Below are 15,757 nucleotides of genomic sequence, written 5' to 3' on the forward strand. Positions count from 1 at the left end.
TCCTTTTTCGTTAAAACACAAATTCCGTATAAGTTATTTTCCTGCGGTCCACTTCAATTTTCTTTACATACTGCAGCAGATTATCTACCGTCAAAAGGACTTCGGTGTTTCCTGCGATCTGCTTTTTCTGCTGCAATTCTTCTTGAACAACGGCCAGTTCTTTCTCTTTTTCAGCTTTTGTCTGTCTGAATGTCTCAATTTCATTTTCTGCATCCTGCTTCAGTTCCAGAAATTTCTCCTTTGAAAGTTTTCCGAGAACATACCGCTCATAGCCGCTGCGCTTCTGCGATTCCAGCCGAACGATATTGCCCGACACCTGTTCCATTTCACGGCTCAATGCAACTTTCTTTGTTTCAAGGTTGCTTTTTCCCGAATTCTTCTGCATCAGCTTTTTCAAGTACTTATGTTCTTCTAACCGCTGGTACAGTTCCTTATGGATGCCGTTCCAGAGGTCTTTCTCTGAGATGGAAACATGGCAAAATTTACAGTAAAAATACAGCGAGCCATCCCTTTGCCAATGGCAAACCAGCTTTTCTCCGCACTCTTTGCAAAATATCCGGCCTTTGAAGATGTTCGGATTGTTCTTTCTGCGCTGTTTGCACCATGTTTTCCGTTCCTCCCTGACCGCTTGCTCAGCTTCCCGCAACGCGGAAACTTCATCAAACAGTTCCCAGCTGATAATCGCCGGATGGTTGTCCGGCACCATCCGCCAGCTTTCCCGTGGATTCTGCCCGATTTTCCGATTCGTTTCATCGTAGGCGATGCGGTTATAGACCATTGTTCCTGTGTAGATTGGATTTTCCAGCACCTTTGTCACGAAAACGGTCTGCCATGCTGGGTCCTTTACCCGCAAGGTGTTTTTCAGGTATCCCAGCTGACAGCGGCGTGTAAAAGGTGTTGGGATTCCCTGCGCAGACAGCTTCTTTGCAACCTCGCGCTCTTTCATGCCGGATTTCTTCCAGAGAAAAATCCGAACTACCACATCGCTGACTTTCTCATCCAGAATCAAATGCTTCTTCTGGTCCTTTTTGTAGCCGAATGGAACCAGCGTATAGATTTCTCCCCGTGCTTCCTTGGAGCGAAAGCACGACTGAATCTTCTGGGATAGGTCTTTCGAGTACATCTCATTGATCATGCCCTTGATCGGCACCAGCATCCCGTCCCTGTTCTGGCTGTTCAGACTGTCATAATTATCATTGATGGCGATAAATCTTACGCCGAACAGTGGAAACACCTGTTCCAGATACTGGCCTGTTTCCACGAAATTGCGGCCCAATCGCGAGAAGTCCTTTACCACGATGCAGTTGATTTTCCGCTCCTGCAACGCTTTCAGCAACCGTTCAAATTCCGGGCGGTCAAAGTTCATCCCTGTACACCGCTTGTCCGCAAATACATCCAGCAGCATCAAATCATCCCGGTGGTTGATATACTCCTTGATGTAAGAAATCTGCACTTCCAGCGATTCCGTATCCCGAAGTACATCATCGAAATCAGACAATCGTGCGTAAATTGCGGTTTTCCAGATACGGTGCGGTGCGTTTTCCGCTTCCCGCTGCGCCGCACTTACCTTCTTGCTTACTCTTGCCATAAGTCACAGCCTCCTTTTAAGCAGACACTTCACGCTGCCCCATCTGCTTTTGATGCAGTTCTTCCAGCAGGTCCGCAATTTCATCCTGGAATCGGAACGTAATTTCTACCCGATTGCCCTCATACACTTCGATTTTCTCAATCAGTTCCACGACCATCGGACGGGTGATTTCTTCCAATTTCCGATACTTACGGTACACATCCAGAAACGGATAAGCATTCGGGGCAGTCTGTAGGTTTTGCCGTTCTGCTTCCAGTTCTGTGATTTTGCGGTTATACTCTTCAATCCGCTTGCTGTACAGTTCGTTGTAGTTCAGAAAATCCTCCCGTGTGAGGATTTCGTCTGCATAATCCCCGTACAGCTTTTCCTTAATTCCCTGTGTATGGGCCTTTTCTGCAGTCAGCTGCCGAATCTGCCGTTCAATGCGCCGCACACGGTAGGGTTCCTGCTGGGCCTGCCGGATGCTTTCCACAAATTCCGCTTCCTCCATCACAATCTGGATCTGCATCTGAAGCGCGTTCCGCACGACATTATAGAGTTTTTCATCCCGCAGATTATGGCTCGTGCAACTGCCTTTGTTCTGTTTGCTGCCGGAGCACTGATAATAGATGTACCGCTTTCCTTTATAGCTGGCCGACCTGCGTACCAGCCGGCTGCCGCAGTCCCCACAGTAAAGAAATCCTGCAAACAGGGCCACCGTTTCGGCATCGTTCGGCCTACGGGTTTCGGTTTCCAGAATCCTCTGCACCAGTTCAAACTGTTCTGCCGGAACGATTGCTTCATGGGTATTGTCCACGATTGTCCAGTCCAGCATCGGCACATTCATTTTCTTTTTGGAGCGATAGTCCAGTCTCCTTGTCTTTCCCTGCACCAGTTTTCCGATATAGACCTCGTTGTGTAGAATGCGGTCCACTGCCTTGGCAGACCACGGCGGCTCATCGCTCTTGCGGAAATGCAGGCTCAGCTTTGCACCGCTCTGCAGCTTTCGCGCAGCCGGGGACGGCACTTTTTTCGCATTCAATCGGTCTGCGATGCTCTGATTATTCATGCCACTGATCTTCCAGCGGAAAATATCTTGCACTGTTTCCGCTGCCAGTTCGTCCACAATCAGCTTGGTATGATTGCTGGGATCCTTCTGGTATCCATAGGCTGCAAAACTTCCCACAAAATCACCGCGTTTCCGCTTGACCGCAAGCTGGCTCTTGATTTTGACGGAAATGTCCCGGCAGTACGCATCGTTGAGCAGGTTCCGCATTGGGACCATGATGGAATCGCTGGTCTTCCACGCAGATTGACTGTCATAGTTGTCCGTCACTGCAATCAGCCGGACCCGCATGACCGGGAAAATACGTTCCAGATAACGCCCCACTTCAATGTAATTTCGTCCAAAGCGGGACAGATCTTTCACCAGAACACAGTTTATGGTCCCTTGTTCCAGTTCCCTGAACAGGTTTTGGAACGCAGGCCGTTCAAAGTTCGAGCCGGAGTAACCATCGTCCACAAACTCATCCACAATGCACAGTTCCGGGTGGTCTGCAGTATAGGCTTCCAGCAGGGTGCGCTGGTTTGCAATGCTGTCGCTCTCTGTCTTATCGCCATCTTCACGGGATAAACGCAAATACAAAGCTGTACGATAACGAGTTGAATTTTGCTGCGGTTTCTTCTGCGAATAGATATCAGGGTATAACAAAAGCCTTCCACCTCCTTAACGAATCGGCAATACTGTTCGTCAGAGAAGCGAAAGGCTCCACATTTTTCTATGTAGAACAAGCCTGCCGAGCAATCTTTGCTCAGCTGGCACATTCCTATTTTCTTACCCGTAAACAGCTTACCAGAATCATCACCCTTTGTCCAGTGCTTTATCGCATTAAAGTGTGAAATTTTCTGTGTGTTTTTTCAGCAGCTTGCCGAAAGTTTCTCTGCCTTTTCAGCTGGCAGACTGAAAGCATCTGCCAACGCGCTCAGACAGTGTGCTGCTCCCTCTCGGTGCGAAATTCAGCTTCACAATAATTCCGTTGTCCAGATAGCAATAAGGATTTCGGACCTTATCCAGCAGATTTTTCAGCCTTTCCTCCTGCGGCAGTCCGTGTTCCACTGCATCCTGCGGCAGTTCCTCCAGTTCAGACTGTTCAATCGTGCGGATGTCCCGGTTCTTCATCTGGCGGATCTGCGCCAGCCAATTCATTCTGCCGTTTTCTTGCAATCGCGTTCCTCCCATTCAAGCCAGAAGTGTTTTCAGCAAGTTCAATTTTGCCTGTCCTATATCCTTTCTCATGCTGGGGCCTGTGCAGGCAATCGGGGTACACAGTTCCAGCAGACGGTCATAGATACGGGCGTGAGCGGTATCCTGCGGGTTTTTCAACTCCGTCAGGGTCAGGTTCGTGGTAACGATCAGTGGTTTCCTGCTGCGGTAACGGCTGTCGATAATGTTGTAAATCTGCTCCAGCGCATATTCCGTGCCCCGCTCCATGCCGAAATCGTCAATGACAAGCAACGGATAGCCGCAGAGCCTGTCCACGACTTCATTCCGCCCGGAAAAGGCGTTATTCAGTTCATTCATGATTCGGGCAAAATTCGTCATGCAGACGGCCACTTCCTGTTCCATCAGGGCATTGGCAATGCAACCCGCCATAAAACTCTTGCCTGTACCAACACCGCCCCAGAGCAGCAGCCCCACATTCTTTTCCCGCATTTCCGGCCAGTGGGCCACATACCGCTGTGCCAACTGCATCTGTGGATTTTGTCCGTGATCGTTTGCAAATGTCCAGTGCTGTATCGCCCAGTCGGTAAAGCCCTGCAGCTTCAGCCGCTGCACTTTCTCGTAATGCAGCCTTGCACGTTCTTCTTTCTCTTGCTTTTTCCTTGTAGCCTGCCTGCACCGGCATTCAGCCGGATGGCGGTCACGCCCAAACAGTTTTATGCCGTTCGGGAAGAATGCTTCCTTGGGTGTATTGCAGCTGCCGCAGTACAGCAGCCCATCTCCCGCAATGTAGTCCTGCGGCTCTGCAGAGATCGTCATAAGCCTGTCCATCGCTGTCTGGATCGTTTCCGTCATAAACTTTCCTCCTCGTTGTAGGTATAGTCCGGGATGCCTGTTCCCGGTTTCTGTTGCTTTCTCTTTCGTGCTGACCAACTGCGCAGGGTCGCCGCATGGTCTGCATACTTCTTGCCTGTAGACTGCATATAGATTGAAAGGTCATCAATCAGGGAATCCAACTCTGCAATTTCCATTTCCAGTTTCGAATAATCTTCCAGAAAAACATTCCGATATCGCCCATACGCTTCTTTGGTTCTACTCAGTTGGTTCAATCTTAGGTTGTTCTTATTTATTTGGTTAGGTGTGCAGTTTTGCACAATCGTATTGCTCACTTTTGAGCAATCAGGCTGCTCATTTTTGACCATCTCGACTGTGCATTTCTGCGCAGTAGATGGGAAGCTTAGGAACACCTGGTTTGGCTTGGAAAAGCCATTGGACCGCCGTTCGATCAGCCGTGCGGCTTCCAGTTCCCGCAGGGCACGGGTGACACTGGAAATGCTGCTTTGCAAATCTGCCGCCAGCCCTGCCAACGGATAGAGCACATATGCCCGGCCCTGCACATCCACCCAGCCGTTCTTCTGCGAAAGGGTCATGCGGTCCAGCAGCAAAACATACGTCAATCGTGCCATATGGGAAAGGCTCATCTGCAGCAGAAATTTCGGATAAGGGAAATAAGCGGGTAGTGGGGTTTGTGCCTTGATGTACTCTTTACTCAAACTTCCTCCTAATCGTTTTCAAAAGTCCTTGCCGAATGGGAAAGTCCTGCACGGGCTTACACATCCGGCTGGGTTCCGGGGGTGCGGGGTGGAAGACCCTGCTGCTTACAGACTCATATCATAGCTGCGCTTTTTGCGTTTTGGCTGACGCTCTCGCTGTTCCTGTCGGGCCTGCTCCTGCCTTGCCTTTTCGCGGACTTTGGCTTCCCACTCGCGTTTCCATGCAAGGTCGGATTTCATCTCATTGGTTTTTTGGAAGATGCTGTACACATTATCCGATGCAATTTCCAGACGCCGAGATTCTTCTTTCAGGGGAGCATATGCCTTTTTCTTTTCCACGATTTCTTTGATCAGCTCTTCCTTCCGTTTTTTCAAGGATTTCAGCGATGGCAGCTTTCCATCATTTTCTTCTCGGAAATATTTCACGGATTCTGCATAGGCGTCCAATTCCTTGGAATGCTCTGCACGGAATTTTTTCTTAAAAATCGCCTTCGCAAATTGCTGCTGGACATCTTTTGTAGAAAGATACTGCCCCGCATAATGAATCTGTTCATTGGTTTTGTACAGTTCATCCTCTGCCTGTGACAGCCGTTCATACGCAGCCTGTGCATTGGCCTGTGCTGTCTTACACAGATCGTTCAGTTCTGTCAGGTCGTTGATGTTGTTTTCCTGCACCCATACCAGTGTTTCAGCCATTTTCTGCAAATTGCTGATTTTGACCTTTAGCGCATAGGCCAGATTTTCCTGTGCCTTGACATTCTCCTGCAGGTCCACAACAAGCCGCAGCCTGGTTCTGGTCGTAAAGATCAGTATGGGATCTTCCTTGTACCGCAGATTCTTCTCGGCGTTCTGAACAAAGAATCCTTCCAGACATTTTCTTTTGCAGCTTTCTCCCAGAGAACGCTCCGATATGAACTTGTTCCGTTCCGGCGGCAGATAGCTATAACGCCCACGTTGGGTTTTGACGAAAATGTTGTATTCATCCTGCAGGATGTCTTGAAAATCTTCATACGAGATTGCTTTCTCACGAGCAGCGGCAACGGCATCCCGGATAAGCTGCTTCTGCGTTTGAAACCTTGTCGGGTTTGGCGCAAGCTCTTCTCTTTCGATTTCCTGCTTTTTCTCATCTAGCTGCCGCTGTGCCCAATACTCCGCTTCGGTCACGCCCGTTCTGGAGGGTGACAGTAAATCGACCTGATGCAGAAATTCACGGCAGCACAAATCCATGAGGGATTTCTGCAGATGCTTCAGGTACTCGTTTGTTACATGGTGCTTGTACCCTGCCTTGCAATCGATGGGCCGCTCCATAAAGGGCTGCTTAGGCACATCCAGTTTTCGCAAACTGTTGATTACGATATGTACATGAATATTGCCGCTGCCATTATGACCGTCCATGTGCGTGCAGACCAATGCCTGATGCCCCGGAAAATTTGCTTTTGCGTATTCCAGTCCAAGCTCCTGCGCCCGTTTCCCCGTCAAACAATTTTCTGTGCTGTCCCGTGGATCAAAGCTGATGATGTAATGGTGGCTTTTGATTTCATTCTTGTTTTTGTTTTTCTGGTACTCGCGGTTCAACTGCTGGCAGGCCGCATCAAAGGAATAGGGTTCACAGTTCAGGCCGTCCAGATAAAACTCATCTCGCATGATACGATTTCCGTTCTGGTCAAGAATCGGAGTTTTCCGAAGCTCATCATGCTTGAAAATCAGATACTCCAGTGCAGCACCATAGCTGGAACTCTTACTTGCGATGTGCTTTAAGATTGCCATAGTTCTTCCCTGCCATTTCTGCGACCTGCTCCCGCATTTCAAAAATACAGGAAATTGCATGGTTGATGTTTTCGAGCATAGCGCGCGACTGGATACCGCCGCTGTTGAAGAACGCCGCAATCTGGTTCAGATTATTCCCGATGGCAGCAAACTCCTGTGTGATTGCTTCGATTTCGTCCGGGTGGACGTAGAACACATACGAAGTATTCACGCGGCCTTTCATCAGCATCTGCGCTGCAAATTCAGAGAGGGTCATTCCTGCATCTTCTGCCTGCCGGTGTAAAAGTTCATGTACTGTTTCTGTTACTCGTACGGAGATTACTTTTGTCTTTACGATAGATTTCACTTTTTTCTTCGTTCGTGGCATGGGGTCTCCTTTCCAAAATCAAGAATTTGATTTTCCCGGCAGTGCGTTTGCACTCCGGCTGTGACCTGCTGCGGCAGGCCACCAACAGGCAAAATCGTGTGATTTTGCACGATGTGAGGGTATGGGGAGCGCAATCCCCATCAAGATGCCGCCGTGGAGAAACCGCCCGCAGGAGCAGTTTCGTATACAAAGGCGAATCTTGCTCTTAATTACCGTCCACTCTGTCCCGGCCCGTTCCTGCCCGATTTTCTCCGGCGTATTTTCCGGTAAGACGCGCAGAATGCACATTCAGTACCAGAGGTATCCTGCTGGGGTGGTTCATGAAATTTTCAAGGTGTGATGTGACTTTGTAAGGAATTAGGGATTTTCAGAAGTGATGCCGTAGCGAATTGGCTTACTTTTGAAAATACTTCCTATACCCTATACAAACTTTAAGGGGTGTTTTTAAACTGGGTCTTTTAAAAGTTCAAAGAAAATTCATTTTTCCAACGTTCCCCTCTACCTATAACAATCTAAAATGGATTTTTGGCAACCAGTTTTTCAAATTTTGTTGAACTACCTAATTTTAGAACATGGATTTTGTTTATTTTCCACTCATAAAACTAGAGGAAAGCCGTTTCACAAAAGATTTTGAAAGCCCCTACACTAATAGGAATCCGCAGGGCCGTTTTGGAATACAGTTTTGAAAATTTTACAAATTTGGACAAAAAGAAAAACGGCAAAGTTCAAAATCGAACCTTACCGTCATCCATAGAGATGTCTTATAAAGTAAAAATACTGCGGCAGACAGGTGTTGCGCCTGCTCATCGTGGACATATTGCCATTTTAACATTGTGTAACTGTTACTGATATTCATGCACTGAAAATTTTTGCAGATTACAGCAGTGCAGTTTCTATCAAGCTATTGCGTTTCTCTTTTTTCAGATATATAATTCAGACAAGCCAATTCGATTTATAGATTTTGTTGGGAGGTTTTCTCATGGCAAAAGATCGTATTGAAAGCAAGTATGTCACTGTAGCCCCCGGTGTGGAGTTACATATCTTGGAAAAAGGCGAAGGTAAACCGTTGGTCTTCATTCCCGGCCTGACCTTCTCTGGTGAGATTTTCAAGAACCAACTGGAGTATTTCTCCTCTGAATATCGTGTCATTGCTATCGATCCTCGCGGCCAAGGCTATTCTGCCAAAACCGTGGATGGCAACGACTACCTGACTCACGGCCGCGATGTAGCAGGTCTGATTGATGCATTGGGTCTCAAAGATATTGTCCTGATTGGCTGGAGCACGGGCAACCTTGATACATGGAGCTACGTGCAGCAGTTCGGCAAAGACAAGCTGCGCGGCGTTGTGACTATCGATATGTCTCCGCTCCCGCTCTCCCCTGACCCGAAGTGGTGGACTGAGGGCACGATTGAAGAGCTGTCTCAGGTCGCCACGCAGGTACTGACTTCTTCTGAGGGCTGCCGTGAATTCTTCAGCGAATATGCGACTGGTGTTATGATCCAGCATAAGATGAAGCCTGATGAGCTGGAGTATCTGCTGGATATTTCCGGCCGCACACCATACTGGATCTGCCGTCAGCTGTTCTGCGACGCTGTGTTCTCCAACTATCTTGAAATCGCAAAAGATGTCGGTGCAACTCTGCCCAGCCTGATGTTCATTGCAGAACACTGGCAGGACATTGCAAAGCCCTTTGTCGAAGCACAGCTTCCCGGTTACGGCACCTACGTCATGGGTGGTCACCTGATGTTCTATGAGTACCCCGAAAAGTGGAACCATGTTCTGGAAGACTTTTTGAATAAGCTATAATGTGATTTCAGCCGCCTGTGGTTCATTCCGCAGGTGGATTTTTTGTGTAATCTCCGGGTCACGCAATGACCTCAAACATTGGGTGATGCTTCTTCCCCCCCTCTGCGGCATCCGTGTCAGAACGATTTTCCGAATGCTTTCTTCATCTTTTCTTTTGCTTCATCCGGCACGTTGATCAGTCCGAATCGATAGAACATTCCGTATATATAGGTCACACCCCGGATATCGCCCAGCGCTTTAGGACGTTCAACTACTTCTCCTACCTTTTTAATATTGCCCAGAGCCAGCAGCACAGAACTCCACGCCAGACTCTTGCTTTTCTCCCGCCTGTCAATCCACAGCTCTTTTGTGTACTCGCCGTTTCTGCCTTTCCTCACCTCATAAGTAAATGGTAGGCCGGAATAGGTTTTAGATTTTATCCCGGCATAAGCCAGAACCACTCTCCAGAAGTTTTCTTCTGTCGGATCAGCCCTCCACCGCTTCATTGCTCTGTATCTCCGCTGCCGCTCTGCTCCTACGCTGATTTTCTCTTTATCTGCTGCGCTTGGGAAGTACACGCCTTTTTCATAAGGCAGGTACGATGTGACGGAGGCTTTGGAAAGTTTAAGAACTGCTGCAGTTGATAGTATGGCGGTTTTGTAGTCCTGTGTTTTTCTATACTCTTCAAAAGTGTTTTTCACTTTCTTCGCCGCATTCGATTCATACACTCCAGCTGTGATGAGTAGCTTTCTCACTTTGATTGGGTTTAGGTTTAGCACATCGGCGATGGATTGGAGGGAGCAGTCCTCCTCATAGAGTGCCACAGCCGCATCCATCTGATCTTTCAGATTCTTCCCGGCATCGTATTCCGGCTTTAACTTTTTCCGGCCGCCGCCAGGCTTTCTGGCTTTATATGCTCTTTTCTCTCCCATAATTATTCGTGCAGTTCCAGCGGCAGTCCATCCGGGTCGTGGAAGAATGTCATCTTCTTGCCGGTGTAATCATCCACACGGATTGGCTCACATTCAATCCCAACTTCTGCCAGCTCTTTCACCGTCTGCTCCACGCTCTCCACACAGAATGCAAGATGACGCAGGCCACAGGCTTCGGGACGGTTCACACGCTTCGGCGGGTTTTCTTCTGCAAAAATCTCCAACTCTGTGTATTCATTGACACGCAGATCCAGTTTCCAGTCCTTACGCTCCGGGCGATAGTTTTCCCTGATAACAGAGAAGCCCAGCTTGTTTACATAAAAATTCTTTGCGGCTTCGTAGTCAGATACGATAATTGCAATATGATGTATTTTAGATAAGTTCATTTTCTCACGCTCCATTTCTTTAAATTTTGTTCTTCTTTTATTTTCGTTATAAACTATATGGCAGCCTTCAAAAAATGCCGTGTGAACTCCTGGAGTTCAGTTTGTCCACACGGCATTTATTTTTTGGTTCTTGTTTATTTCAGCTTTTCCAGAATCTCATCCGCACTCATGCCGCTGGCCAGCAGCTTCTTCAGCACTGCTTCGGCTTCAGCCTTCTTAGCTTCTTCAGCGGCGTTCGCATCTGCCTTTGCCTTCTTTGCTTCCAAAGATGCCACTTCTTTTTCGGCCTTCTTCAGAGCAGTCTTCTTTTCTTTTAGATCAGCCTTCAAAGTGTCAATGTTGGCGGTGATGGATGCAATCTCAGTATTCAGGGACGCAATAGCCTCCTGCTTCTCTGTGATTTGGGATGCGTAGTCTTTGGTCGTATTGGTTTTGGGACGGTTTTTGCTGCCTTTCGTTCTGGGCATAGGTGATAACCTCGTTTTCTAATTCTTATAAAGCAGTAGAACTTTCACGCATTACAACAATCATTCACCTTCATTGTGAATAACCGTATTATTGTAATTTGAAGAAATTGAATTTCTGTTCATAAAACTATAATCACAATTCAATCTGTTATTCATGGACCCAGTATTTAAAGATGTTCTGATTGGCTGATTTTTCACCATTTCCACATGACAGTCCATATACAATTTTTCAATTTCTATCAACTCTACTGTTTTCATAATAAATTACCTCGCCATAATTTGAATATTAGAAATAACGGATTTCTTATTTTGATTTTCTATAATCTTAATTGCAGGAGTTCCATCCAAAGTAATCATATACGCATGATGTAATGAAAGAATCTTATCCTGTAACTCTCCGTCATCCTCCATCATTGAAATCTTTAACCCAATTTTCTTGCAGAATTCTGCATTCAAATGCCTTCCATGAATTTTTGAATCGTCATGTTCATTCAGTTTAGACACAATTGTAGCAATAATAGCCTGATCACTTGGATTATTCTTATCAAACATACATGTTCCAAGCCATTCTTCTATAAGTTTACCAGAAAGTTGAATCGCGTCAATAGCTGTTTTCATAAATGCAGCTGGATACTGTTGAAGCTTTATTGCCCAATACCGTGCGTTATTTGGGTCAGCCAGCAAATCTCTCTTTGCTTCTTCAAATTCCATCATTATATTATATGCGGGAATTCCATTAAATTGCGGATCAATTGGCCCCAAGCTAGACTGTTTTCCCATTATAATTTCTTTTGCAGAACAGGCAATCATTGTTCCTGCAGACATCGCCAACTGTGGAACAATCACTCTGATATCATTTCCAAATTTTGCTCTAAGATAACTAACAATTGCCTCCGCTGCTGCTGGTGAACCACCAGGCGTATGTAAAACTAAATCCAGTCCCTTAGTACAATCTAATCCATGAACACACGCCATGAATCCTGTCATATCAGCGTCATTAATGTCTAAATTGTTCCCTTGTTTATTAAGCCACGATGAATAATACGCTATTGTATTTCTTCCAGTGTAATCGGAAAGCTCTTTCAAATACTTGCGTCGAACATAATCATACTGAGACTGAGTTTCATTTACTTCCTTAAGAATATCATTCCAGCTTCCCATGTTTTCACTCCTTTGTATTTACTATCTATTTTTTCCACAAAAGTATATTGTTTCATCACCATTTGTGCTCTTTCCTTATTAACGTTATATATCGTGCAACACAGAAAGACATATAAAACTTAAATGAGCACAAATACTTAATTCTAGTATATCATAAGTCTGTAAATAAATCAGCCTTGTACACGCCTTTTTCTAACATTTTCTTAAAGCTGTCCTTTACTGCTGCAACATCCTCATGGTAGGTCATGCCGTACCAGGTGTCGTTGGTCTTCAGAACCTTCACAGACATCTTGCCCTGCTCCAGCAGCTCACCGATGAAGATTGGAATCAGATACTCTGCTTTCAGCGGATTGCCCGGGACCTCTATCTTAAAGAACTCCTTAAAGCCAGCTTCCAGCACATCCAAAAACTCCGGTGTCAAGCCCCACATATTCATGGAAACAAGAGAATTTACATCAACAGCTACGCCTTCTGTTTCTGCCCCAGTTGCAGTTTTTACAATATTCTTGGTCTCTACAACCTCAGTCAGATTATTCTGATCGTCCATCTTGCAGATGCCACGGGTCACACCACCATTATCGGACAGCGTATTTTTCAGAACAAAACCTGCCATACAGGACTTACCGCCATTCACCAGATACTCATGAACAGCCTTAAAGCCCTCCTTACCATAGTAATCATCTGCATTAATCACAATAAACGGGGTATCAATCACATTTTTCGCTGCAAGCACAGCCTGACCGGTTCCCCACGGCTTTGTCCGACCTTCTGGCATAGTCTCCGGAATATCGTTAATATCCTGGAAAGCATAGTCAACAGTTACATTATGAGAGGAGCAAATAGAGTCAATACGATCACCGATAACCTCTTTGAACTCTTTCTCGATATCCTTGCGGATGATAAATACCACATGATTAAATCCTGCTTCGATTGCATCATGGATGGAATAGTCCATAATGATATGGTTAGCATCATCAACCGGCTCCAACTGCTTAATTCCCGTTCCAAATCGGCTGCCGATACCAGCTGCCATGATAAGTAATGTTGTATTCATTGTTTTTTCTCCAAGTTTTTTCTATCAAATTGATTTTATCATAGTTTTTATTCTTCACATCTCTGCCGATCATAGATCGTTGCCTACTGCTCACCACGAAGAGGTGTGTGAAGGTTTGAGCAGCCACCGTGTGAGAATTCACACAGTTTTATTTTTCCTAATACAGACACTAATTCGACAGCATTCAACTTTTGGGGCATATTTAGTTCATTTTGCGTTTACAGTTTAGTACTCTTTCTTCAAGGCTCCTGAATGTTCTTCCACAAACTGTGCTATTACGTTCTCATATCCTTCCGGATCTTTTCTATAGTTCTCTGCATGATTAGCTCCATGAACTATATAAATTTCTTTACTGCTTTTACAACTATTATAAATTTCTTTTGCCATATATAATGGTGCCAAGTTATCCATATCACCATGAATAATTAAAATCGGAATTTTTGTCTGTGATACCGCCTTACAAGCATCAGCCTCTTTTAAATTAAATCCTCCCCAAAGCTTTATTCCCACATCTGCAAAAATTTTGAATACCTCTACTGGCATTCCTTTAGGCAAATGGCTCTTACAATTTAACTCTAACATTTTTGTTGATGTTGTAAATCCACTATCTTCAATAATTCCACAAACAGAATCTGGAAAATTCAAATTACTACTCATTGTGACCACTGCTCCACCCATTGAAATTCCCATAAGAAATATCGGTGTTTCTCTTCCAAAATGTTTTGCAGCCCAATTAGCCCAATTTACACAATCATAACGTTCCTTCACTCCCAATGTGAAAATATTTCCTTCACTTTCATCATGCGCACGCATACTAACAAGTAAAACATTCCATTTTTCTTTCTGCACAATTTTATAAATCGGCACACCATCCACGTAACTATGACCTCTAAACCCATGAAAGAAGATTACTAATGGAGCATTCTTCTTTCTCTCATAATAATGACCTTCCAACTTTGTTCCATCAGAAGCCAAGATAACAATTTTTTCATTATTTTTTCGCTTTATTTTATATGCTTCGGTAAGCCACTCATATTGCTCATCATCTGCTGTTCCCAAATCTGGCCATGCTGTTTCTCTTCGTTCACAAATTTTTTGGAACACTAATTTACTTCCTTCCCCCAAAATTATTATCGAAAAAATAAACATTATAATAACTACTGCAACAATCTTTTTCATTTTCACTGATCTCTCAGTTATTGCAAGTTGTTTTACTCTTTGCTTCATAAACATCACTTTCCTTCAATATTTATCATAAATGCTATCTTCCCGCTATAGCGCAGTACAGGTGTGTGCCTGAACCTCCTGCTAAAATAATACCTTTCATAATATACCCCTTTATATCTTATTTTCTTTGCCATCATTTTTTCTCAAACAATTCTCAACTCTTTGCCACCTACTATTTTCAGTGCCCATCATCCGCCACGTGGAGGCTGTTGATTTAGGATGACACCCACCCACAATAAGGGTGGTACAGTTTTCATTTTCCCTATTTCTTAAAAACAACCAATTTGCTAAGAATATAATTTAGTACAATAACAACAATATTTGCTAATAACTTCATCGCCATACCCCACAAATTTTGATACTCGTTAGGTATATAGTGTGCTCCAATATAGATTCCTGCAAAAATCATTATTCCTGTATCTAAAACCAAGGTTCCTAATCTACCAACTATAAAACACACAATTTCTCTAATTGCACTAATTCCTGAACTTTTGCTACAAAAAACCGCTGTTCGATTTGTTACATATGCAAAGAGAATGCAAATAAAATTTGCAAGGGCGTTTCCTATACCATTTGCAAATTCATATCCCCAAAAATGGTTAAATAATACATAAAGAACACAGTTCAGCAGGACTGTTAATGCTCCAAAAAACAAATATACAATAATTTCCCTGTAACGTTTTATCGTATTCATATATGCTTATCCTTGCTCCCAGTTCATAATACTTTTCTTCTTTACCAGAAAAGCTTTGGTTGCTAGTTTGGCCATATATGTATCGGATCTCGAATCAGAGTAAAATGCATCAATTTCCATTTCTGAAAAGGCTTCTTTAAACCTGATCACTTTTTCAGCACCGTGGCAATTTTTAGATAAAAATTTACCACTTGATAATTCCACCTTCGTTGCAATCAAATTTTCCACACCTAATATCTCACATATAGGTTTAAGCAAGAACTCTGGTGAGGCAGAGATAATAACATCATCCTTACGTTTTTGATTTAAATACCATTCCTTGATTTTATTTTGATTTTGTTTCCAAAAATCATCTACAAAAGTCTTGTCTGTTCGTATTCCTTTCAAAAAAGAAAAATACATTTCTTTCATTTCTTCTTTTGAGGATAGATGTAATTTATATTTAACTATTCCCAACATCTGCTTTGGAAAGTAGGCAATCAATTTAGGATATCTTTTCAAGAGAAAGAAATATATGTCTATTGAACTATCTCCATTGTATATTGTTCCGTCAAAATCGTATACATTCACTCTAT

The 15,757-nt window shown here is 44.5% G+C and carries 16 protein-coding genes; 1 reads left to right on the plus strand and 15 read right to left on the minus strand.

The annotated features are described in order from the left end of the window. Positions 1 to 10: 10 nt before the first annotated feature. The 7 genes from ACKXF7_RS14335 to ACKXF7_RS14365 form a co-directional block, all read right to left on the minus strand. Positions 11 to 1,588, minus strand: coding sequence for a recombinase family protein (locus ACKXF7_RS14335; RefSeq protein ID WP_423741673.1), 1,578 nt, complete (start codon positions 1,586 to 1,588; stop codon positions 11 to 13). Positions 1,589 to 1,604: 16 nt separating this feature from the next. Continuing rightward, complete coding sequence (locus tag ACKXF7_RS14340; RefSeq protein WP_423741674.1) at positions 1,605 to 3,206, minus strand: recombinase family protein; 1,602 nt, start codon at positions 3,204 to 3,206, stop codon at positions 1,605 to 1,607. Positions 3,207 to 3,515: 309 nt separating this feature from the next. Beyond that, entirely contained in the window at positions 3,516 to 3,773 is a 258-nt protein-coding gene (locus ACKXF7_RS14345; RefSeq protein WP_423741675.1) for a DUF6870 family protein, read from the minus strand. A gap of 33 nt (positions 3,774 to 3,806) precedes the next feature. After that, entirely contained in the window at positions 3,807 to 4,643 is an 837-nt protein-coding gene (locus ACKXF7_RS14350) for an ATP-binding protein (protein ID WP_423741676.1), read from the minus strand. Beyond that, positions 4,640 to 5,341, minus strand: a complete 702-nt coding sequence (locus ACKXF7_RS14355; RefSeq protein ID WP_423741677.1) for a replication initiator protein A — start codon at positions 5,339 to 5,341, stop codon at positions 4,640 to 4,642. Before ACKXF7_RS14355 ends, ACKXF7_RS14350 begins: the two co-directional genes overlap by 4 nt. 105 nt (positions 5,342 to 5,446) lie before the next feature. Beyond that, complete coding sequence (locus tag ACKXF7_RS14360) at positions 5,447 to 7,108, minus strand: relaxase/mobilization nuclease domain-containing protein (RefSeq protein ID WP_423741678.1); 1,662 nt, start codon at positions 7,106 to 7,108, stop codon at positions 5,447 to 5,449. Then, positions 7,080 to 7,475 carry a plasmid mobilization protein gene (locus ACKXF7_RS14365; RefSeq protein ID WP_423741679.1) on the minus strand — a complete coding sequence of 132 codons (396 nt, stop codon included), beginning with the start codon at positions 7,473 to 7,475 and terminating at the stop codon, positions 7,080 to 7,082. Before ACKXF7_RS14365 ends, ACKXF7_RS14360 begins: the two co-directional genes overlap by 29 nt. Positions 7,476 to 8,454: 979 nt before the next feature. Here ACKXF7_RS14365 and ACKXF7_RS14370 point away from each other — a divergent pair. Next, positions 8,455 to 9,282 (plus strand): alpha/beta fold hydrolase, encoded by an 828-nt coding sequence (locus ACKXF7_RS14370; protein WP_423741680.1) that lies wholly within the window; start codon positions 8,455 to 8,457, stop codon positions 9,280 to 9,282. Positions 9,283 to 9,398: 116 nt separating this feature from the next. Here the strand turns inward: ACKXF7_RS14370 and ACKXF7_RS14375 are convergent, their stop codons facing one another. From ACKXF7_RS14375 to ACKXF7_RS14410, 8 genes are all read right to left on the minus strand, one after another. Beyond that, positions 9,399 to 10,193 carry a hypothetical protein gene (locus ACKXF7_RS14375; protein WP_423741681.1) on the minus strand — a complete coding sequence of 265 codons (795 nt, stop codon included), beginning with the start codon at positions 10,191 to 10,193 and terminating at the stop codon, positions 9,399 to 9,401. Between the two features lie 2 nt (positions 10,194 to 10,195). After that, on the minus strand, positions 10,196 to 10,579 hold the full coding sequence (locus ACKXF7_RS14380; protein WP_423741682.1) for a VOC family protein: 384 nt from the start codon (positions 10,577 to 10,579) through the stop codon (positions 10,196 to 10,198). Between the two features lie 134 nt (positions 10,580 to 10,713). Beyond that, positions 10,714 to 11,046, minus strand: coding sequence for a hypothetical protein (locus ACKXF7_RS14385; protein WP_423741683.1), 333 nt, complete (start codon positions 11,044 to 11,046; stop codon positions 10,714 to 10,716). Positions 11,047 to 11,310: 264 nt separating this feature from the next. After that, positions 11,311 to 12,207, minus strand: a complete 897-nt coding sequence (locus ACKXF7_RS14390; protein ID WP_423741684.1) for an SDH family Clp fold serine proteinase — start codon at positions 12,205 to 12,207, stop codon at positions 11,311 to 11,313. A gap of 151 nt (positions 12,208 to 12,358) precedes the next feature. After that, the gene (locus ACKXF7_RS14395) at positions 12,359 to 13,261 is read right to left on the minus strand and encodes a sugar phosphate nucleotidyltransferase (RefSeq protein WP_423741685.1); all 903 of its coding nucleotides are present in this window, start codon (positions 13,259 to 13,261) and stop codon (positions 12,359 to 12,361) included. Between the two features lie 225 nt (positions 13,262 to 13,486). Continuing rightward, on the minus strand, positions 13,487 to 14,488 hold the full coding sequence (locus ACKXF7_RS14400; protein ID WP_423741686.1) for an alpha/beta hydrolase: 1,002 nt from the start codon (positions 14,486 to 14,488) through the stop codon (positions 13,487 to 13,489). A gap of 262 nt (positions 14,489 to 14,750) precedes the next feature. Further along, on the minus strand, positions 14,751 to 15,182 hold the full coding sequence (locus ACKXF7_RS14405; protein ID WP_349935296.1) for a GtrA family protein: 432 nt from the start codon (positions 15,180 to 15,182) through the stop codon (positions 14,751 to 14,753). A gap of 6 nt (positions 15,183 to 15,188) precedes the next feature. Then, positions 15,189 to 15,752, minus strand: a complete 564-nt coding sequence (locus tag ACKXF7_RS14410; RefSeq protein ID WP_423741687.1) for an HAD-IB family phosphatase — start codon at positions 15,750 to 15,752, stop codon at positions 15,189 to 15,191. Between the last annotated feature and the right edge of the window lie 5 nt (positions 15,753 to 15,757).

This window comes from Faecalibacterium sp. 7, from assembly GCF_049562865.1.
GTDB lineage: Bacteria > Bacillota > Clostridia > Oscillospirales > Ruminococcaceae > Faecalibacterium > Faecalibacterium wellingii.